This window comes from Paraburkholderia graminis (assembly GCF_003330785.1).
Taxonomy (GTDB): Bacteria; Pseudomonadota; Gammaproteobacteria; order Burkholderiales; family Burkholderiaceae; genus Paraburkholderia; species Paraburkholderia graminis.
Genome location: NZ_CP024936.1, coordinates 106,707 through 126,444 on the forward strand (window position 1 = coordinate 106,707; position 19,738 = coordinate 126,444).

The following is a 19,738-nucleotide window of genomic DNA, read 5'->3' on the forward strand; positions in this document are numbered from 1 at the left end:
GGCGAGCGTCGGGACGACGACATTTCACCCGATGGTGCGATGTGTGAATCGAACTGACGGTTGACACACCGACGAATTTCCATGCATCCCTATCGCTAACTCCTATTATCGATCGGGCCACATTTCTGGATCAAACTCCCGTTTCGGGAAACGTGCTGCACCTGACCCGCAGCTCCGCTGCCATCACGTTGCCTATAATCCCTGGATGCCGAACGTTCCGTCGCCACCATCCTTTCCCGACACCGCGTCCCTGTCTGTGCTGCGCGCGTGACGCGGGCGTCGGTTCGCGCGAGGCGGTCGAGCGCTACTGCCCGCTGGCGCTCGTAGGCGGCCAGTCGGCGCGCGGCGTGATTGGCCGGATTCGTCGGCAGCTCGCCGGTTTCGCCCTCAGCCGGCATCGCGCCGATCTGGCCCAGCTGTTCCAGTGCGCGGCGCGCGAACGGACCCGACACCGCAAGGCGGCGACCCGGGCGCTGGACATCCTGCCGACGCTTGCGATTCCGCAACCGCAGGTGAGCGATACGGTCGATGTCTGGCTGCCAGCCCGTGTTGCTCCCGTGCTGCATCAGCATGGCATCCGGACGCTGGCTGATCTGACCGTGCGCATCCCTCGTCGCTGGCGCTGGTGGCGTACGATTCCCGGACTCGGTGTGCGCAGCGCACGGCATATTGAAACGTTCTTTGCCGCCCACCCGGCGCTCACCGAACGCGCCCGCGCGCTGATCGTGGTGGCGACGCCGGAACCCGTGGTGCCGTGGGAAAACATCCGCGTGCCACATGACGTCGACGGCTCGCGCGGCGCCTTCCGCGCACCGAAGCCGATGTGCGCGCTCGAGGCCGATAACGACTATCAGGCGATCAGCGCCTGGCTCGACCGGCACGAAGCCGCCGAAACGCAGCGAGCCTATCGCCGGGAAGCCGAGCGCCTGCTGCTGTGGGCGATTGCCGAGCGCGGCCGCGCGCTGTCGTCGCCCACGAGCGAGGATGCGACCGCCTATCGCGCCTTCCTGCGCCATCCCACACCCCGCGCCCGGTGGGTCGCGCCGGCGCGCCCGCGATCGTCGTCCGAGTGGCGGCCGTTCACGGGCGCGCTATCGCCAGATTCCATCGCCTATGCGCTGTCGGTTCTGAGTGCAATGTTTCGCTGGCTGATCGAACAGCGCTACGTGCTCGCGAATCCGTTCGCCGGCCTCAGGGTGCGCGGCGCGCAGCGCAATGGTGAGCTGGACATCTCGCGCGCCTTTACGGCCGGAGAGTGGGAGTTGATCCGCACGATTGCCGATGGCCTCGAATGGTCGTATGGCTGGGCGGTTCCCGCCGCACAGCGTCTGCGCTTCCTGCTCGATTTCGGTTACGCGACCGGCCTGCGCGCCGGCGAACTGGTCAGCGTTACACTCGGCGGCATCATGACCGGCACGCGCGGCGAGCGGTGGCTTCACCTCACCGGCAAGGGTGCGAAGGCCGGCAAGGTGGTGCTGCCGCCGCTCGCTCGATTTGCGCTGGACCAGTACCTGATGCAGCGCGGTCTGCCCGTGAGCCCCGCACGCTGGTCACCCGATACGCCACTGCTCGGCCACCTCGACGAACCCGGCGGCATCACCACGCCGCGCCTGAGGGAGGTGCTGCGCCGGTTCTTCCGGACCACCGCCCACGCAATTCGGGCCGACCACCCGGCACTCGCCGACAAGCTGCAGCGCGCGACAATCTGCGTCACGCGTCGATCACAACGACCTCGATCTACCTGGACGACGACGAAGTTCAGCGTACCCGGCAGATCGAGCAGATCTTTGCACGGCGGCAGCCAACGTGATGACTGTCCAGGAGACCATCTATCTGGTGCTGCCTGCGGAGCCGGGCGCGACGGAGCTGAAAGCGGCATTCACGCCGAGCGCCGCGGAAATCCGCTTCGTGCGCGGGCAATCCCGGCAGGAAGCCTCTGCCGTATTGATCTGGTGCAGCTGAGCTGCTGCAGCGTCTCGGTTACTTCCCGATGCTCGTGGAGTACCGCCCGCCACTATCGATCACATCCGGACGTCGATGCGGGCCCGCGTCCTGTCCCGGACGGCGATCGCACGGTATGACGTGTCGGGCGCCCGCATCCGTCACCAGAAGCTGCTGCGCGGCTGGCTCGATATCCGGGCGTTCGATGCGAATGAGGCGGCGTCGCTTGCCGAACTGGCGTCGGCGGAAGCCCGGACAAAGATCGAACTGCCCGATATCATCAACGTGCTGATCGAGGAACTGGTCCGGCGCCGGTACGAGCTACCGCCGCTGGCGACGCTGCAGCGCATCGCCAAGCAGGCGCGTAACGATCTCAACGAAGCGATCTATGAGGCCATCACCGGCGCACTCGAAGCAGCACTCGTCGAACGCATCGACGCGCTTCTCGTCGTCAAGGCCGGCAAATCCGGTCGGGACGATCTGAAACAGGAGCCGAAGCGACCCGCCGCGCGGGCGATCGCCAGCTTCCTCAAACATATCAACGGGATCAGGAAACTGGCGGAAGGCTTGCCGGAGCCGCCCCGCGATCCTCTCTGTCAGCAAGCGGGCTCAACTAGTCACCGAAGCGCGGACGCTCGACGTCTCGGAACTGCGTTCGCTCAAGGCCGCGAAGCGTCATGTGCTTGCTGTGCTGTTTATCCAGGCGCAATTGCAGAAGGCGCTCGATGACGTCGCCGAGATCTTCATCAAGGTGGTGCGCAAGTTGGAGTCCTACGCGAAGGTCCGTCTGCGAAAATATCAGCTCGAACACACCAACGTACTCGAGGGACTGGTCGGCCAGTTTCGGGACGTCCTGCAGATCCTTCAGGGTGAAGAGGTATCGGAACGCGAACGGTTGCCGAAAATCCGCGGACGCTCGGCGACCCGGCGGAGGCGCTCGCGCAGTGTAACGAGCACATCGCCTATGCCGGGCAGTTCGACCTGCCATTCATGCTCGTGCCATACCGCAACCCGCGCGCGCTGCTGTTCCAGTGTCTGGACGGGCTGCCGCTGCGATCGAGTTCGCAGGACCGTGCGGTACTGGTCGCACTCGCGTGGCTAGAAGGCTTTCGAGACGCGCACCGCGAATACCTGCTGCTGACGGAGAACGACCTCGCGAACCTGCCGCTAGACTGGCTTCCGGAAAAATGGGGGCGCGCGGTGTTCCCGCACGGCCGGGATAGCCGGATGCTGCACCGCCGGTTCTTCGAGCTGGGGTCTTCAGCCAGATCATGCGGGAGCTAAATGCGGCGATCTTTACGTCGAAGGTAGTGATCGTTTCGACGATTATCGGGTGCATCAGGTCACTGATGAGGAATTCCGGCGTGAGCAGTTCAACGACTTCGCGCAGTGGCTAATGTTCGGCGGCGAAGGCGTCATCGCCGAAAACGTCCGGCACGAGCAGCGCAAGGTAATCAAGTACAACCACCTCGTCGCGAACATGGTGATCCTGCACAACGTGCAGTGGATGTCGCGCAAGCTAAAGGAACTGCAGGAGAAGGGGCATCCGGTCGACGCCGAGGTGATCAAGGTGCTGTCGCCGTACCGGCGGCAGCACATTAACCGGTTCGGGGACTATCTACTGGATCTCCAGCGCCCCGTTCCACCGCTAGATTCGACCATCGATTTTGCATTTAAATCAGCAGCTTAGTCTGAGATGCGGCGGATTTTTAACTAATCCCGGTCAGGGCTCTTTCGCTCGCCGACGGCCGCACGGACGGCCCGCTGATCGACGTCCTCGTTGCGGCGAATCGGCGAAGCATCGCGGACCAGGTAGTAGCCTTCGATCAAAACGTATGGCTCGGTGAACGCGATGGTTTCTCCTCGTCCGGGGTCCACGGCGGGGAAGCCGACGTCCGCTCGTTCCTCGCCGACCGCCTGGGCAGACTTGCCCGCCGATTCGCAAACCATGAGTTCGAGGTCCACCCCGAGGGTTGCTGCCAAGGCTCGCGCGAGGTCGACCGAAACACCGGTCGGTGCGCCGGACGTGTCCTGCCCGCGAGAATAGAGTTGCCAAGATTGATCGATGCGCGCAGCTTGCCGGTAGGTGCGAACTCGCGAATGACGGATAGATCGGGTTTCATGGTGAGAGTGTCAGGAGATTGGAATTCGTGGATGAGCATGAGCGTTCAGCCGCAGACCCGCGCGTTGCTCGACTGAAACTTCGTCGACGAACGCGGCCGCAGCAGTATCGCCACGGCGAGCGCGCTGGCAAGCGCAATGCCGCCGGCGAGGACGAACGCGCTGAAGAATGTATGACTTTGCTCGACGAGAAATCCGATTGCAGCCGGGCCGACGATGCCTGCGCAGTTTGAATGGCGTGCACGCATCCGCCGACGCTGGCGAGCCTCGACCCGGGATCGTGTCCTGAATCAGCGCCCAGTAGGTGCTACCGCTGAGATATAGCGCGAACACGACAATGGCCGTCAGCAGCAGCAGCGCGCTGACTGTCGTGGCCACCGCGCCGGCCAGCGTAACGCAAACTCCCGCGGTCCCGAGGCATACGATCAGTACCCGTTTGCCGGCACACAACGCATTGCCCGTGCGGCGAAAAATAAGGTCGGACAGCACACCGCTCAAGCCATAACCGATGAACTCCAGCAACCACGGCACCGTCGCGAGGCTCATACTCTTGAGGCTCAAATGGCGGGCCATCGTCAGAAAGCTCGGAAACCATGTCAGAAAGAAGAAAATGATGTATCTGTAACCAAGGCGATCCGCCAGTTATTCAATATTGCGTGCAGTCTCGAAGGGCTCGTATTCGATCCCATGTTCGTGAGCACCTACGGTCAGAATGCCGACCATCGGATTGACCCGTCCGAGCCTTTGCGCTTGCTCAGGATCGGCTACTTGTTTGTCAGGCTGACTTACTTCAGCGGAGCGCTAGTGCCCGTTTGCACTAAACGAGGCGTTATGCGGCCTGAGCGGACAACATCGCTCGTTGGCGGAAAGTATCCGGAAAGCCGATACATTTCGTCCGGAATGGCGATTTTTATTTTGCGTTGAGCCCCTATACGCTGGTAAGCACTCAGCCGAGGGAGGCTTATGGAACACCACGCCCGCACCCAGAATGAAACGCTCGATGTCAAGACGACGACCTGTTACATGTGCGCGTGCCGATGCGGTATTCGGGTGCATCTGCGGGACGGCGAAGTCCGCTATATCGACGGCAATCCGGACCATCCGCTGAACCAGGGAGTGATTTGCGCGAAGGGTTCGTCGGGCATCATGAAACAGTACTCGCCGGCCCGCCTGACGCAGCCTCTGATGCGTAAGCCCGGTTCCGAGCGCGGCAGTGGCGAGTTTGAACCGGTGTCGTGGGAGGTGGCATTCGACACGCTCGAACAGCGCCTCGCCCATCTTCGCGCCACCGACCCAAAAAAATTCGCGCTTTTCACCGGGCGCGACCAGATGCAGGCACTGACCGGTCTCTTCGCCAAGCAATTCGGGACACCGAATTACGCGGCGCACGGCGGGTTCTGTTCGTCGAATATGGCAGCGGGCATGATCTATACGATCGGCGGATCGTTCTGGGAATTCGGCGGGCCAGATCTCGACCGTGCGAAGCTGTTCTTCATGATTGGGACTGCCGAGGATCACCATTCAAATCCGCTGAAGATCGCAATTTCCAGATTCAAGCGTGCGGGTGGCCGGTTCATCGCGATCAATCCGGTTCGCACCGGATATGCTGCGATCGCCGACGAATGGGTGCCGATCCGTCCGGGCACCGACGGCGCGTTGTTCATGGCGTTGATCCACGAACTGCTTAAAGCCAACGCTTACGACGACGAATTCGTCACCCGCTATACGAACGCTGCTGAACTGCTGAACATGAACGGCGAAGGCGATGCATTCGGCCTCTTCGTGGCCGATCCCGCGCTCCCCGAAGGCAACCCGCTGTTTCCGCAAAACCGGCTGTGGTGGGACACGAACACGCAGCGCGCGGTGAGGCATCACACGCCTGGCGCGGTGCCGGCGTTGACGGGCCGCTATACCCTCGACGACGGTACGCCGGTGACGCCATCGTTCGCATTGCTGCGTGAACGCGTCGCCGACTGCACGCCGGAGTGGGCGGCCGAGATCACCGGCATTGCCGCCGATACGATCAGCCGGCTCGCAGCCGAAATGGCGCAAACGGCGCGCGATCACAAGATCACCTTGCCGATCCAATGGACCGACGCCTGGGGCGAGCAGCATGAGAGCGTCACCGGCAACCCGATCGCTTTTCACGCGATGCGCGGGCTCGCCGCGCACTCAAACGGCTTTCAGTCGATTCGCGCGCTGGCCGTATTGATGTCGCTGCTCGGGACGATCGACCGGCCTGGCGGCTTCCGCCACAAATCGCCGTATCCGCGCGCGGTGCCGCCATCGGCCAAACCGCCGAACAGCCCCGATGCGGTGCAGCCGAACACGCCACTCGCAACAGGGCCGCTCGGCTGGCCCGCCGCGCCCGAGGACCTGTTTATCGACGCTGCCGGCGAGCCGGTACGCATCGACAAGGCGTTCTCGTGGGAATTTCCGCTCGCCGTTCACGGGCTGATGCATAGCGTGATTACGAATGCCTGGCGTGGAGACCCGTATCCAATCGACACGCTGATGATTTTCATGGCCAACATGGCATGGAATTCATCGATGAATACAGTGGAAGTCCGCAAGATGCTCGTGGACAAACACGAGAGCGGCGACTACAAGATTCCGTTTCTTGTCGTGTGCGACGCGTTCCAGTCGGAGATGACCGCATTTGCGGACCTGATATTGCCTGACACGACGTACCTGGAACGACACGACGCCATGTCGGTGCTCGACCGGCCCATTTCCGAATTCGACGGTCCGGTGGATTCGGTGCGGGTGCCGGTCGTGCCGCCAACCGGCGAATGCAAGCCATTCCAGGAAGTACTGATCGAGCTGGCCGGCAGACTGAAACTGCCTGCCTTCACTACGCCCGCGGGGGGCCGCAAGTTCCGCGATTACCCCGACTTCATCGTTAATTTTCAAACCGCACCGGAGTCGGGCGTCGGCTTCCTGATCGGCTGGCGCGGCAAGGACGGTGACAAGGCGCTCGTGGGCGAGCCGAATCCACGGCAGTGGGAAGAGTACGCGAAACACAACTGCGTCTATCACTACGCGCTGCCTGAATCGCTGCAATATATGCGCGGCTGCAACGGACCTTATCTGCAGTGGGCGGTGGAGAAAGGTTTCCGCAAGTTCGGCGAGCCAATAGTGATTCAGCTCTACTCGGAGGTGATGCAGAAGTTCCGGCTGGCGGCTCAAGGCAAGACGAAAGGCCGTCAGCCGCCCGACAATTTGCGTGCACGCGTCGAGCGTTATTTCGATCCGTTGCCGTTCTGGTACGCGCCGCTCGAATTCGGCGCCACGGACCTCCAGCAATTCCCGCTCGCGGCCATCACGCAGCGCCCAATGGCCATGTATCACTCGTGGGACTCGCAAAACGCATGGTTGCGGCAGATTCATGGGGAGAACTACCTGTTCATGAATCCGTTGATGGCGCGCGAGCAGGGCATCGACGACGGCGGGTGGATCTACGTGGAATCGCAGTGGGGCAAGGTCCGCTGCATGGCGCGCTATAGCGAAGCCGTCGAGCCCGGCACCGTATGGACCTGGAACGCGATCGGCAAGGCGGCCGGCGCGTGGAATCTCGGCCCCGGCGCGAACGAATCGCAACATGGTTTTCTGCTCAACCATCTGATCACCGACGAGTTGCCGGACGTGAAGAATGGCAGCACGCCCGATCGTTCGCGTGTGTCGAACTCCGACCCGATCACCGGTCAGGCCGCATGGTACGACGTGCGCGTGCGCGTCTATCCGGCCGAAGCGGACGCCGACCACACGCTGCCGCAATTCGCGCCGATGCAAGCCTTGCCCGGTTCGACCGGCGTGGTTCAACGCGTTGTGCAGGCGTATTTCGCCGGGCGGGGCGAATTTGCGGCGCGTTTGCGCAGTGCGGTCAAGACCAAATGAGAAGGAGCGTGCGATGACCCAGATGGCGCTGGTAATCGATCTGAACGTCTGCGTGGGATGCCATGCCTGCGTGACGAGCTGCAAGGAATGGAACACGTCGGGTGAGGCCGGCAGCCTCGCGGATTTCCGCCCTTACGACGACGATCCGTCGGGCACGTTCTTCAATCGCGTGCAGACCTTCGAGGCGGGCGAATATCCGCTCACCGACACGATCCATTTTCCGAAGTCGTGTCTGCATTGCGAAGACCCGCCGTGCGTGCCTGTCTGTCCGACCGGCGCGAGCTACAAGCGCAAGGAAGACGGGCTCGTGCTGGTCGATTACGACCGCTGCATCGGCTGCAAGTACTGCGCGTGGGCGTGTCCCTACGGCGCGCGCGAGATCGACGAAGAACGCAAGGAGATGACCAAGTGCACGCTGTGCTCGGACCGCATCAACAATGAAGCGTTGCCCGAACGGGATCGCAAGCCGGCGTGCGTGCTGGCCTGCCCGACGTCGGCGCGATTGTTCGGGGACATTCACGATCCGGAGTCGGTCGTGTCGAAAGCGATTCGCGAGCGCGGCGGTTATCAGTTGATGCCGGAATGGGACACACGTCCCGCGAATCATTACCTCCCGCGGCAAAAGACCGGCGGTTGCGCGAGCAGTTCGTGTTCATGCGGTTCCACCGAAGCCGAGGCCGCTGGCGTGCCGCTGTCGTCTGCCGATCCGATCGAGTCCCAACTCGAACGCGGGATGCTGAACCTCGTGAGCGCGGCGAAACGCATCTGACGCGGGAACATTGTTCAGATACCTTGCCCAAGGCAAACACTATGAAACCGGCATTCTCAGTTGTTTTTCTGACCACGCTAAGCGGCGCCGCGCAGGGCTTGCTGATCGCGCTCTTCGGCGTCGAACTTGCGGCTCGGCTCGAGTTGATCGCGGCGGGCGCGCTGCCGTCACAGATGTTTTTTGTGGTCGGCGCCGCGCTGTCCGTACTGCTTGGCGCATTGGGGCTGCTTGCGTCGTTTTTCCATCTCGGGCATCCCGAGCGCGCGTGGCGAGCGATTGCGATGTGGCGTACGTCCTGGCTGTCGCGTGAATGTCTGTGTCTGCCGGTCTTTCTTGGCGGCACGTTCGCTTACGGCATCGCGCACTGGCTCGGATCGCCGTGGTCATTCGCGATCGGTTCGCTTTGCGTGCTCGCGGGCGCCGCGCTGTTCGTGTGCACCGCAATGATCTATGCGTGCCTGCGCTTCCTGCAGGAATGGGCGACGCCGCTTACGCTGGTGAACTTCGTGCTGCTCGGTTGCGCCTCCGGCTCCACCGTCGCGACGGCCTGCGCGGCCTGGCTCGCGCCCGCGCTTGTCGCCGTGCTTGCCGGATGCGCGTGCGTGCTGACGCTGGCGGGTTGTGCGAGCCGTGTCGCGTCTTTACGGCGCAATGCGCGCTTGCGGCCGAAATCGACTGTGCAAAGCGCAACGGGCATCAAGGGGGCGAATGTGGTGCAGAAGTCCCGCGGCTTTACCGCGGGCGCGTTCAATTTGCGTGAGTTCTTTCACGGACGGACCGCGCAGACATTGCGACGCATCAAGATCACGTTTCTCGTGGCCGCCTTTGCGTTGCCGTTCGCGCTGATCGCGTTGGGCGGCGCCGTGCCATCGGCCACCATCTCGCTGTGGCTGCTGTGCGCGGCCGCTTTGATTCAGTATGCGGGGCTCGTCGCCGAGCGGTGGTTTTTCTTTGCTGAGGCGCGGCATCCCCAGAATCTCTACTATCGGCAGGCATCCTGAAGACATTGCGCCGTGGATATTCCACGGTGCAAAATTTCTACGACTGATCTACTTCGGCCGCTTGCAACGCGGCCCTTGCCCTCAATTCGACTTCGCCGCTGAATTTGCCGATAAAAACGATGGAAGATTCCGCAGACGTTCGATCCAGGCGCGCGCTCATTACCACGCGGCTGCCGACGACATGCAACTCGTGCAATGCGCCGCCGCCTGCCACATGCACGAAGCCCTTTGCTCGCAACAGTTTCGCGGACAAACCTCGAAGCGCTCCTTTTAGCCTAGTTCGATCGAGGCGCGCGCCGGTGACGAACGAGAAGCTGGTCACGTCCAACGGAGGAGGCGTGCCCGTCGGTGGCGCGCCGCTGCTGTCGCGCCTCGCGTGCCGTACGTTCTGATCGAAAATCACGCCGAGCCGTATCGCACCGCGCGTCGCCTGCAGCATGACGCAGTGACTGGCCAGTTCTTCAACACGTGCGACCGTCGCTTCCCTCGAAGGCTCGTCGAGCAAGTCCATTCTGTTCAGCACAATGGCTGTTGCACCGGCGATGTCGAACATTCCCGGTTGACGTCACGGCGACTGCGCATTTCCGGATCCTTGCTCGTTGGCGCGCCGGCCTATTTCGAACGAGTGGGAAGCCCGTGCATCCAAGGGAACTCGCCGAACACGCCTGCATTCAATTCCGCATACCGAACACCGGCAAACTGCAGGTCTGGCTACTGCGGCGCGATACCGACGAAGTCGAAGCGCAACTGTCCACAACGGTGACATGCAATACCAACGAGGCGCGCTTGTGCTTTGCGCTGGAAGGTTTCGGCATTGCCTACATGTCGGACTTCACGGTTCGTGACGCCCTCGTTGACGGCAGGCTGGTGACCGTTCTTGAGGGGCGGATTCAACCGGTCGATGCAACGGTTTGATGAAATCGCTCAGCCGGTGTGTCGAAGTTTAGTGTTTTTCCGGGACGTTCGTTGAGCCGCCTAGCTACGACATCAAGTCTAGCCTGTGAATAGACGGAGAGATCGGTGCCCTTAGGGAAGTACTGCCTCAGAAGCCCATTCGTGTTTTCGTTCGAGCCGCGTTGCCAGGGATGCTGTGGATCGCAGAAATAGACCTTGATGTCGGTAGCCACGGTAAAACGATTGTGATCGGCCATTTCCGAGCCTTTGTCCCAAGTCAGTGATTTATATAGTTCCCGAGGTAACTTGCTGGCGTGTCGTATCAGCGCGTTGACCACAGCCTCAGAGTCCTTGCTGGCTAGTTTTACCAGCATCACGAATCGACTTTGACGTTCGACGAGAGTTGCAATCTGGCCCGTAGCGTTGCCAAACAGCAAGTCGCCTTCCCAGTGTCCGGGTATTGCGCGATCCTCCGCTGTAGCGGGGCGTTCGCTGATCGATACAGCGTCGCGAATGTTCGTGCGGTCTTCAGTTTTCAATGTGTGATGCCGGGACCGGCGCATGACCCGACAGCGCCGCAAGTGTTCAAGCAATTCCCTTTTTCAGGGCGCCGCGAGCTTGAATGTAAAGGCTCCGATAGATCGTCTCGTGTGACACCAGATGGTCCTTGTTGACGGCATATACATGCTTGAGCCAACCAGAAATCTGTTCAGGAGACCAATGCAGCTTCAGCTTTGCAGCGACGACTCGCGCCAGCGTCTGGTTTCTCACCAATTTGCAAACCTTCGGGCGACGTGCCCGATCCCAGGCGAGCGCGTCCGCCTGACTCGCTCGGTAATCTTGCATGCCTCCGTTGCGCTGCAACTCGCGGCTGATCGTGGAAGGAGCACGTCCCAGCCTGGCTGCAATAGCCCGAATCGACAATCGGGCTACCAGGCAGCGAGAAACTTCCTCGCGTTCGGCAAGCGTCAATGCCTTCAGTGCGCGATGCCTTTGTGGTGGCTCGATGCCGCCGGCCTCCGCGAGTATCCGCTGTATTGAAGAGTGGCCCCGATCGAACAGTCTGGCAATCTGATGAATTGTTTCGCCTTTGCGCCAACGGTCCCACATCAGTGCCTTCTGATCTCAGAATAGTAGATCCTCGGCCTCTGTTTCATTGCAACACCTCCACTGCCTACGTAGACTCTAGTGTGTTGCATCGACCGGTTGAATCCGCCAGGAATACACGACCGACCACAACACTTTCCAGCTGTTGTGGTCGTCCGGCAGACATATCACGCCGAAGCTACGAGCGTTCATAGATTTCATCAGCGAGCACGTGCCGCTCGCGAGGGCCGTTAAGAGCGGATGAGAACAGTGCGTGTCGCGGCGATTGCCTGACAGGCTTGCTCCTAACGCGCGGCATACACCGTCCAGCGATTTTCCAGACCGAATCACCGCGGATCACCGCATCGGCGCCACCGTCAATGAAAATCGTCTGGCTGTTCTTTTCGCTGGCGCGCCAGGCGAGGAATTTGGCAGCTGCAGCGGGCTCGTACGGACCACCGAGTGGCATGGGTGTGCCTGCGCTGACTGCACGCTTTTTATCGGGGTCCTTGAAAGGTCGCAAAAGCAATTCAGTTTTGACGAGTCCGGGCGCAAGTGCATTCAGCGGTATTCACGATTCGGCCCAATCTGCGCTGATAGCGCTGCGCCGGATCATCGTGAAAGTGCTCTCTTGGTCGTCGCGTAGACGTAACCTGCGAGTTGCGCCCGTTCCAATGCCTGTTTTTCGGTTCCGTTCAGCAGCATTGGAGTTGACCCTGTAACTCAGGACACTCGGACACCGTTAGGTTGGCCGTCTTGCAGGACACCAGGCGTTGCCTGACTCGATGGAGAGCCTGCAGATCGAGCTGAGCTTCGGTCTTGGGCTGGGTAAAGCGCATGGTAGGACGGGAAATCGCTTCAGCGATGGCTTCCGCATCGACGATATCGGTCTTGTTGGACTTGACGAAGGGCTTGACGAACTGCGCGGGGACGATGCGAACCTGATGTCCTTGGGCGGCCGCTTTGCGTGCGAGCCAGTTGCTACCGGGACAAGCTTCCATACCAACGATGGTCGAAGACGCGCGAGCAAGGAACTCCAATAGCCGTTCACGATTGAATCGGCCCTTGAATACTGGCTTGCCTTTCGCATCCAGACCGACGACATGGAAGACCGACTTCCCGATATCAATACCCGTGCGGGCGACAATGGTGGAACTGGATTGACTCATGACACACCTCCGAAAAGGGCCGGCGTCAGCGTCGATTATGCCCCGAGGAGAGGAGCGGACCATCCTATTACTGGATTGCGCGCTCGCCCTTACTGCCCGGGGACGACCAATGAAAACGGTCTGCGACGTTCTCGGCGTAGCGCGCTCTGCTCTGGCAGTCAGAAAAGCCCGCTCCCCGGACTGGCTGGACGGCCGCCGTGCCCGACAGACCGACGACACGGAGCTGGTAGCTGCAAGGAGCAGCCGCAGCAGATGCATATCGAGGAGTTGCCCGGTATAGCGAAAGGCTCACTGGAAGGGCCTGGAAACGTTGCTTAATCCAGACGCCCACAACCACGATTTCTACACGTCGCAATATCCCGTCTTTCCCGCGAGCCCGGAACCGGCGCCGCCGGGCTGCCATCGGACTATCTGGTCAGGGCAAACCGTCCATGCCGAAGGAATATGGGAGTCCGTAGCTGTAGAGCAAAACTAAAGGTAACGCCGTGTCTTCCGCTCCTGCTGCCAGAAAATCAGCGAAGGCGGGAAACTACGTTAGAGGCCCGCAGCCGGCCCTCTATCGTGACCCCAAGACCGGCGCGACCTGGAGTGGGCGTGCACGGCCGCCGGCTTGGATTGCTAACGCGAAGGACCGCAGCAAGTTTCTAATCGATGGCCCAACCGCGGCCGGCAAAAGACCGGTCGCGGTCGCGGTGAAGCAGTCATTGGGGACACCATGAATTCGCGTGAACACCGCTCCACGTCGCTCGCAGAATCGCTTGAAATCCTCTGCCGTGAATGGCCGCGTGATTTCAGTGGAAGGCGGTGGCCGCATCGATCTGCAGTTTCGACACCAGAGCCCGTTGTAACGAACTCTAGACATTCGAATCGCACAAAGGGTGCCTGTATCCGGACAAGTTGTCCGCACTGTTGAGCACCAGAACCGCCTTCATCTCACTCAGTGAAACCGGTATCTTTTCGAATGCAAGCCGTCCACGGTTACGCGCCAATGGATGTGCTGGTTTGCCCTTGCGGCCTATTTTAAATGCAGAACTCAGCATATCTAACACCCTCAGAACATACGTCATTACCGGTGCAGGATCCGGCATCGGCCTCGCAATGAGGCAGGTCCTCAAGGCGCAGGGCCATCAAGCGAACAGTTCCTCGCGAACCACCTTGCGCTGGTTGCGTGCCGCCGCGGTCATGCAAACGCACAACTCATTGGGCTGGTTCCTGCAGCGTGCCATTTACGGCGCTTGTCCCAGAGAGCATTCGGGATTGTCGAATACGTTGCTGAAGCGACGCAGGCACATGCTGTCGAAAGTAGGGATTTGCAACAACCGGACTACTCGTCCCGCGGTGGCATATCCTCGTTCCCGAAAAAGCTCACCATAGAAAAGAATGTTGGCTTCCTGTGTGCAACTCCGTCTGCACCCGTTACACATGCAAAACCGAACGCAGTCATCAACGCGCGGCGCGCCTCAAAGTTTGCCAAACGAACGTTGCCACGCGGGTTAGCAATAGCGGATAACGGTTAGGCTGGGCCGTTGCGAAATCGACGATCGCGCTGCTTTCAACTTCTGGTAGATTGATTGATGAGCGGCGCCATACATATGAAAAGACCGCGAATTATATAGTCGAGGTACGTCATGGAAGTTCTTAATCGCGCGCCCGCCGTCTCGCCGGACGGACGCGCCGTGGTTTTCATGCTGTCGATTCGCGGCCGCGAGGTCGAAGGCGCAATTGCGCGTGACGCACTCGAAGATTGTTTCTGGTTACCGCATAGCGCTGACCCGGCGCGTACGCTCAGAGCATTTGAAAACGGTCGCAACCGCATCGTCGCAGTTGCACAAAGAAAATCACTGGCGCGACCTGACGAGCCGCTGTGGCTGACCGCGAACGACTTTATGGCCAGGTAACCGACGGTTGCCTTGCGGTAGGCAGAGAGGAGGGCCGGCCGCCGACAAATATTACGTGCCTGGGTCAGGAAGATCGGGCCGCAATTCCGCCTCGATCTGGTCAATGGTGGGTAAATCCGTCTCCAGTGATTCCGGTACTTCGCGCATGAACTGGTATTCGGCGACACCCATTGGCTTGGCTACGCCGCGCAACGCATATTCCGCCACGAGCCGGTTCTTTTCCTTGCACAGCAGCAGACCGATGGTCGGCTGGTCCTCCTGAGCCTTCACCTGCGCGTCGATCGCCGAAAGGTAGAAGTTCAGCTGGCCTGCGTACTCCGGTTTGAACGGCGTCGTTTTCAGTTCGACAACGACGTAGCAACGCAGCTTGAGGTGGTAGAAAAGTAGATCGATAAAAAACTCGTCACCACCTACCTCCAGCCGGTACTGACGCCCTACGAAAGCGAACCCTGCGCCCAGTTCAAGCAAGAAACGTGTGATGTGCTGGGTCAGCGCACGCTCGATGTCACGCTCCTGTGCGCTTTCGGTCAGGCCAAGGAAGTCGAAGATATAAGGATCCTTGAGGACGTCGCGTGCGAGATCCGACTGCGCCGGAGGCAGCCGGTCGGGAAAATTCGTCACAGCCTTGCCGGTACGGACGTGGGCGGCGGTCTCAATCTGCATGGTAAGCACAGTGCGTGACCAGCCGTGCTCAAGCGATTTTCCCGCATACCAGAGCCGCAGCGCGGAGTCGTCCAGCTTGTCGAGCAGCGTCACGACGTGCGACCACGGTAATTGTGCAACGGGTTGTTGCACAAATTCCGGCTGCGGAAAGGCTTGCGCGAGCGCACGCATGTACTTGAGGTTCCGCGGTGAGAAGCCACGCATGTCTGGGAACGCCACCTTGAGATCGTGCGCGAGCCGGTCGACAACGCCCGCGCCCCAGCCCTGTTGTTGCTGCCTGTCAAGAATGTCGCGGCCGATCTGCCAGTAAAGCGTAACCAGTTCGCGATTCGCGCTGGCTACCGCGCGCTGCCGCGCGCGCTCGACGCGCTGCTTGAGTTCGGCGAACCAGTGGCGATAGTCCTCTGCCCACACGGGAGTGTCTGGATCTTTGGTCATTCGTTCGGTGGGCGTTGATGAGCGCGCTCGGAGCAGAAATTATCATGGCGAGACCGGCAATGGGCAAGGCGGAGCCGGTAACGGCATATCGATTATAGCGTCGAACCCTGTCAAAATTGTTGATAAATTATGTTATGTCAAATTTGGAAGCAGGAGCAAGGGATTGGGTGGTCGTCTCGTTGGTTTGCGGAAAACTGTTCCCGTTTCTTGCAAAAATTTGTGCCTCCAGAGGTCGAACAAGCCCCGTGCGATATCGCGAGCCCAGCTTCCCCGTCAGCGCACGAGGTACCGTCAAACGAGACAACTTTCGTCGGTATTCAATTGGGCACTGCACTTGGGGCCTGCCCGAAAAGTCATAAATCGCCTCAAGCGTTGGTCTGGAACAATTTTCTGCAAAACCTCTTGAAGCAAACTTGTTGCGGACATGTCTGCCCGCTGCTACAAGTGGCCCAGAGCGGGAACGAAATTACGCGAACGAACGGCCCCGACCTTAAGGCATTAACCGCCATCCTGATAATACGACTTATCAGGATTAAACCGCCTCAAAAAAACGGCCCGCGTGGCGCGTGCCGGTCGTGGCGGAGCTGCGACGGGCGGCCAGTTTGCCCGCCAGCCGTTTCTGCTCCGTGTGTGGATACGTGCCCGTGAGCACCGACCACCTCTCCATGATAGTCACTGCACTTACTGCACTCGCCGGCGGGCAAAGGTTTTTCACGCGCGCCGCAGCGCCTCGGGTATCGGCGATCGCCGGCCGCTTCGGGCAGCCAGGATCTCCCGGATCGTGGCCAGTGACTGCTCGGCCGTCGCGCTCGCTACCCGCCGACGCGGTCCGTCGAACCGTGGCGCCGTCACCCCAAGCATGCGGCACACCGTCGACAGATACGGTTTTGCCGGACCAGCATACCGCTGTGCTGCCGCCTCGATCGCCGCGTCGCCGACGTGTCCGCGCAGCCACGCGAGTGTACGGCGGTCCCGTTCATTCTGTACGCGCACCAGATGTTCCATGACATCCTCCGGAACTGCATATGAGTCAATACTGTATATATATACAGGTTCGACGGGACTTTCAAGTCCGCCGGTGTCGACAGGAAGCTAAAGCGTCAGGACTACAAGGCGACTTGCGACACATAAGAAAAATGCGAAAAATGAGAAAACTTGGTGTATCCTCGTCGGATGGACTGTTTCGAGAGACGCTGAATGTTGAATTGGGATGATGAGATTACCGCAGTGACTCCGTCCGAAGCCCGCGCGTTTCGCAAGCTGGGCGCTGTGGCGCAAGTGAAAAGCGCCTCGGTGAACAAGGTGATTCTGGTTGGAAACTTGTCCGGGGACACCGTGTACGAGCGGATACTGGAAGCTCGTCTACGCCGATACCTCGACAAAATTGTCGGACCCGACGGACTAACCGACAGTAAAGCGCGGACGGCGTGGGGCCGTGACTCATCGCTGTTGCGCGCGGCTGTCCTCAGTCGATGGCTCGGCGAACTCCGCGGGCGAGCGCTTTTGAGGCTCAGATCCACGCCCGCGGTTAGTGGTGAGCCGACAACTGGCAGTGCAAAAGCAATCGCGAAGCGGCTCACCCCGTTGGGCGCCCCCCCGCACATTGCCTGAAGGAGGCTTTCATGACACAGCTAACGAAAGAACGAAACGACGCGTCGGCTCTCAAGATCCGTGCTGCGCTTACCGGCAATTACGCGGGCGATGCGCGTCAGCTGGTTCGGGATGTCGCCGAGTCGTTTGCTTCCGATATCGAAGGGACATTGCGGGTGAAAGTCCCGGAGCTTGCGGACAGTTCGATCCGTGACTTGCTGCGACATGTCCTGGAAGAGCGCTTCGCGACGATTCTGGCGTCCGGTGACGCCGACGAATCTGAAGCCCGCTCCTCGTTGCCTGTTGTCAACCTGAAGCCTTCGGAGGTGATCGAGCAGCGCAAGGTGCGCATGTCGCTCGCGAGCCTGTATCGCTATGTCGAAGCGAACAAGTTCTACTGCGTCGTGCCGTCAGGCCAGAGTAACGGTCGTGAATTTCCCGCGTGGCAATTCGCTGGACCGGTGCCTGAACTGTTGCCGCCTGTGCTTCTCGCCCTTCGGGGGGCGTTGAGAACTGAGGTCCATGCTTTCCTGGTTACGGCGCAGGACGCGCTGAACGAACTGGCGCCGGCAGAGCTATTGGCTGGTGCCCCGTTCGAGACACGCGCGTCCCTGCATCCGAGTCAGCAAAGACTCCTGCAACTGCCCGCAAACGAGCGTCTGCGCAAGGTCCTTGCGTTGATCAACGGCCCGGGAGCAAGCATGGCCGCTTGAACGGCTATCCAATGAGCGACAACAGAAAATCAACCGTCGAACCACCGTCGTACCTGCGCGAGCGCTTGCCCTCGCCAGTGCAACTGAAGGAGTGCCTCACCAACGAGCCTTTCGCGGTCGGCGGTGAGGCGCAGCTATACCGCGCTGCGTATCTACCTGAGAGTGTCCTGCCGATCGGCGTGGCGCGAGCGTACCGCTTCGGACCGCCGCCCGAACTGTTTGCTGGCGGCAACGAAATGCCGTTCTGGTGGTTGTACGCTGCGCACGTGGCCGAAACGGCGATCTGGGAGGCGCAGTTCTGCAAAAATGACGTGACACGACCGGGGACGTTCTACTTGGACCCGTTCGCGGTACAGCACGGCATCATCGCTGAACTGCGCTTTCCGCGGCCGCTCCGGTTCTGGAATCTCAATGGCTCCGTTGCCAGTCGTCTCGGCATTTACGATGACCTTTCGAGCCCTGACTATGACTGGTGCCAGTGGTTCGGGTACTACATGGATGTCGCGATGCAGTCTGTTGACGGCGCGATGCGGCCAGATGGGTTTGTGTATGCGTCAAATGGTTTTCGGGTTCTTCAATCATGACAAACCTGGCGCGTCCGGCATGACGGGTCATCGCCAGCGAGATCTTGATCGCCGATTGCTGCCCCTGACCGGACATGCTGAACGGCACGTCATCAACGTGCGGAGTGACAACACTTTCCCACGACGTTCTCGCGCTTTGGTCCATTGCCAGCGCAATCGGCCGGCTGTGCAAGGTTGCGTGCGTGGAACTCATCCTGGTATTCACAGCGTTCAATGCAGTCTTTGACATCGAGGCCTTTACGCGGCGGTATTCGAGCGAAATCTGTGCTCGCTCAGCGGGCTCGAGTTGATCGCCAAGGATCTGCCGCAGGTGATAGTCAATCCCGGACGACGTTCGGACGGTGTGCGAGTTAATGACTGCCGTAGCCAGGGCTTTCGGCCGCGCCGTCAACTCCTTGTCTGCAAACGATCGCCACTCACAACGGTAGTACTCCACCGGCAGAAGAGATGTTGGCGACTTGGCCCATTGCTCCAGTTCTGTCGCGTACTCGGGATTCGCCGATATCCGCATGGTCACGCCGGGGCAAGCGGTTGTCGGTACATGCGAGTTAATCGCGCCGCACAGGCTCTGCAGTTCGGGAAGGTCCTCGAAAGACAGCTCAATCAGTATCTCCGGAAACCCGACCGGGACACCGCTGCTCCTCTTGCTGACGAACTCTTCCACAACGGCCGTGTTAAACCAATGCGGATTCAGCTCTTCCCAGACGCTCCGGCCGTTGATCCGACCCGTGAGCGCAAGAGTGACAGCCTCCATGAGTGTTGATTTGCCAGACTCGTTAGCTCCAACGACCAGGTTGAATTTCCGGTTCGGTTCAACCGTCAGGTCCTTATGGATGCGGTAACCTCGAATCTTAATTTTGCGAATCACCCCTCCTCCTCCATCGCCACTCTCTTCAGAGACGCATCGTGTTGTTGCAAAGGCGCCGGGGTGTCACTGAGCCGGGCCGCGGAATTCGGATTGTCAGCGATCCGCG

12 protein-coding genes and 7 pseudogenes are annotated in these 19,738 nt (G+C 60.5%); 11 read left to right on the plus strand and 8 right to left on the minus strand.

Annotation, left to right across the window (positions count from 1 at the left end):
* The first annotated feature begins 205 nt into the window (after nucleotides 1-205).
* A pseudogene (locus CUJ91_RS31955) lies at nucleotides 206-1,810 on the plus strand (phage integrase family protein).
* Nucleotides 1,807-3,631: pseudogene (locus tag CUJ91_RS35310) on the plus strand (Tn3 family transposase). The pseudogenes CUJ91_RS31955 and CUJ91_RS35310 overlap by 4 nt, the downstream one beginning before the upstream one ends.
* A 32-nt stretch (nucleotides 3,632-3,663) precedes the next feature.
* On the opposite strand, the pseudogene CUJ91_RS31965 reads toward CUJ91_RS35310, so the two are convergent.
* Nucleotides 3,664-4,064: pseudogene (locus tag CUJ91_RS31965) on the minus strand (transporter substrate-binding domain-containing protein); the annotation flags it as partial.
* Nucleotides 4,065-4,074: 10 nt separating this feature from the next.
* Entirely contained in the window at nucleotides 4,075-4,635 is a 561-nt protein-coding gene (locus CUJ91_RS31970; protein ID WP_244231157.1) for an MFS transporter, read from the minus strand.
* Between the two features lie 390 nt (nucleotides 4,636-5,025).
* On the opposite strand from CUJ91_RS31970, the gene CUJ91_RS31975 reads away from it, so the two are divergent.
* Genes CUJ91_RS31975 through CUJ91_RS31985 form a run of 3 tightly spaced genes read left to right on the plus strand, consistent with a single transcriptional unit; the run spans nucleotide 5,026 to nucleotide 9,729 of the window.
* Nucleotides 5,026-7,959, plus strand: a complete 2,934-nt coding sequence (locus tag CUJ91_RS31975; RefSeq protein WP_114158195.1) for a molybdopterin oxidoreductase family protein — start codon at nucleotides 5,026-5,028, stop codon at nucleotides 7,957-7,959.
* Nucleotides 7,960-7,972: 13 nt separating this feature from the next.
* Nucleotides 7,973-8,728: a 4Fe-4S dicluster domain-containing protein gene (locus CUJ91_RS31980; RefSeq protein WP_114158196.1), complete on the plus strand. Its 756-nt coding sequence runs from the start codon at nucleotides 7,973-7,975 to the stop codon at nucleotides 8,726-8,728.
* Between the two features lie 41 nt (nucleotides 8,729-8,769).
* The gene (locus CUJ91_RS31985) at nucleotides 8,770-9,729 is read left to right on the plus strand and encodes a dimethyl sulfoxide reductase anchor subunit family protein (protein ID WP_114158197.1); all 960 of its coding nucleotides are present in this window, start codon (nucleotides 8,770-8,772) and stop codon (nucleotides 9,727-9,729) included.
* A gap of 37 nt (nucleotides 9,730-9,766) precedes the next feature.
* Here CUJ91_RS31985 and CUJ91_RS31990 read toward each other — a convergent pair whose 3' ends face one another.
* The gene (locus tag CUJ91_RS31990) at nucleotides 9,767-10,282 is read right to left on the minus strand and encodes a GTP-binding protein (RefSeq protein WP_114158198.1); all 516 of its coding nucleotides are present in this window, start codon (nucleotides 10,280-10,282) and stop codon (nucleotides 9,767-9,769) included.
* Between CUJ91_RS31990 and CUJ91_RS35315 the strand changes: the two genes are divergently transcribed.
* Nucleotides 10,198-10,644, plus strand: a complete 447-nt coding sequence (locus CUJ91_RS35315; RefSeq protein ID WP_114158199.1) for a LysR substrate-binding domain-containing protein — start codon at nucleotides 10,198-10,200, stop codon at nucleotides 10,642-10,644. The genes CUJ91_RS31990 and CUJ91_RS35315 overlap by 85 nt on opposite strands.
* On the opposite strand, the pseudogene CUJ91_RS32000 reads toward CUJ91_RS35315, so the two are convergent.
* A pseudogene (locus tag CUJ91_RS32000) lies at nucleotides 10,620-11,780 on the minus strand (IS30 family transposase). The gene CUJ91_RS35315 and the pseudogene CUJ91_RS32000 sit on opposite strands and share 25 nt — an antisense overlap.
* A 309-nt stretch (nucleotides 11,781-12,089) precedes the next feature.
* Between CUJ91_RS32000 and CUJ91_RS34065 the strand changes: the two are divergent.
* Nucleotides 12,090-12,431 (plus strand): hypothetical protein, encoded by a 342-nt coding sequence (locus CUJ91_RS34065; protein ID WP_153067657.1) that lies wholly within the window; start codon nucleotides 12,090-12,092, stop codon nucleotides 12,429-12,431.
* 30 nt (nucleotides 12,432-12,461) lie between these two features.
* Here the strand turns inward: CUJ91_RS34065 and CUJ91_RS32005 are convergent.
* Nucleotides 12,462-12,878 (minus strand): annotated as a pseudogene (locus CUJ91_RS32005) (IS110 family transposase); the annotation flags it as partial.
* 73 nt (nucleotides 12,879-12,951) lie between these two features.
* Between CUJ91_RS32005 and CUJ91_RS32010 the strand changes: the two are divergent.
* The 3 genes and pseudogenes from CUJ91_RS32010 to CUJ91_RS32020 all read left to right on the plus strand — a co-directional run.
* Nucleotides 12,952-13,107, plus strand: a pseudogene (locus CUJ91_RS32010) (IS3 family transposase); the annotation flags it as partial.
* Nucleotides 13,108-13,354: 247 nt separating this feature from the next.
* Nucleotides 13,355-13,570 (plus strand): annotated as a pseudogene (locus CUJ91_RS32015) (H-NS histone family protein); the annotation flags it as partial.
* A 936-nt stretch (nucleotides 13,571-14,506) separates the two neighbouring features.
* Entirely contained in the window at nucleotides 14,507-14,776 is a 270-nt protein-coding gene (locus CUJ91_RS32020) for a DUF1488 family protein (protein ID WP_114158200.1), read from the plus strand.
* A gap of 51 nt (nucleotides 14,777-14,827) precedes the next feature.
* On the opposite strand, the gene CUJ91_RS32025 is transcribed toward CUJ91_RS32020, so the two are convergent.
* Together CUJ91_RS32025 and CUJ91_RS32030 are read right to left on the minus strand one after the other, a co-directional pair.
* Nucleotides 14,828-15,877, minus strand: coding sequence for a PDDEXK nuclease domain-containing protein (locus CUJ91_RS32025; protein ID WP_114158201.1), 1,050 nt, complete (start codon nucleotides 15,875-15,877; stop codon nucleotides 14,828-14,830).
* A gap of 711 nt (nucleotides 15,878-16,588) precedes the next feature.
* Nucleotides 16,589-16,882, minus strand: coding sequence for a CppA family protein (locus CUJ91_RS32030; protein ID WP_114158202.1), 294 nt, complete (start codon nucleotides 16,880-16,882; stop codon nucleotides 16,589-16,591).
* 617 nt (nucleotides 16,883-17,499) lie between these two features.
* Here CUJ91_RS32030 and CUJ91_RS32040 point away from each other — a divergent pair.
* The gene (locus CUJ91_RS32040; RefSeq protein ID WP_114158204.1) at nucleotides 17,500-18,180 is read left to right on the plus strand and encodes a hypothetical protein; all 681 of its coding nucleotides are present in this window, start codon (nucleotides 17,500-17,502) and stop codon (nucleotides 18,178-18,180) included.
* 408 nt (nucleotides 18,181-18,588) lie between these two features.
* On the opposite strand, the gene CUJ91_RS32045 is transcribed toward CUJ91_RS32040, so the two are convergent.
* Nucleotides 18,589-19,632 carry an ATP-dependent nuclease gene (locus CUJ91_RS32045; protein ID WP_114158205.1) on the minus strand — a complete coding sequence of 348 codons (1,044 nt, stop codon included), beginning with the start codon at nucleotides 19,630-19,632 and terminating at the stop codon, nucleotides 18,589-18,591.
* Between the last annotated feature and the right edge of the window lie 106 nt (nucleotides 19,633-19,738).

What these genes read in the sequence shown, in the direction of transcription:
- CUJ91_RS32020 (WP_114158200.1), top strand. Translation starts at nt 14,507, where the DNA reads ATGGAAGTTCTTAATCGCGCGCCCGCCGTCTCGCCGGACGGACGCGCC.
- CUJ91_RS32030 (WP_114158202.1), bottom strand. Translation starts at nt 16,882, where the DNA reads ATGGAACATCTGGTGCGCGTACAGAATGAACGGGACCGCCGTACACTC.
- CUJ91_RS32040 (WP_114158204.1), top strand. Translation starts at nt 17,500, where the DNA reads ATGACACAGCTAACGAAAGAACGAAACGACGCGTCGGCTCTCAAGATC.
- CUJ91_RS31970 (WP_244231157.1), bottom strand. Translation starts at nt 4,635, where the DNA reads ATGGCCCGCCATTTGAGCCTCAAGAGTATGAGCCTCGCGACGGTGCCG.
- CUJ91_RS31990 (WP_114158198.1), bottom strand. Translation starts at nt 10,282, where the DNA reads ATGTTCGACATCGCCGGTGCAACAGCCATTGTGCTGAACAGAATGGAC.
- CUJ91_RS31980 (WP_114158196.1), top strand. Translation starts at nt 7,973, where the DNA reads ATGACCCAGATGGCGCTGGTAATCGATCTGAACGTCTGCGTGGGATGC.
- CUJ91_RS31985 (WP_114158197.1), top strand. Translation starts at nt 8,770, where the DNA reads ATGAAACCGGCATTCTCAGTTGTTTTTCTGACCACGCTAAGCGGCGCC.
- CUJ91_RS31975 (WP_114158195.1), top strand. Translation starts at nt 5,026, where the DNA reads ATGGAACACCACGCCCGCACCCAGAATGAAACGCTCGATGTCAAGACG.
- CUJ91_RS34065 (WP_153067657.1), top strand. Translation starts at nt 12,090, where the DNA reads ATGAAAATCGTCTGGCTGTTCTTTTCGCTGGCGCGCCAGGCGAGGAAT.
- CUJ91_RS32025 (WP_114158201.1), bottom strand. Translation starts at nt 15,877, where the DNA reads ATGACCAAAGATCCAGACACTCCCGTGTGGGCAGAGGACTATCGCCAC.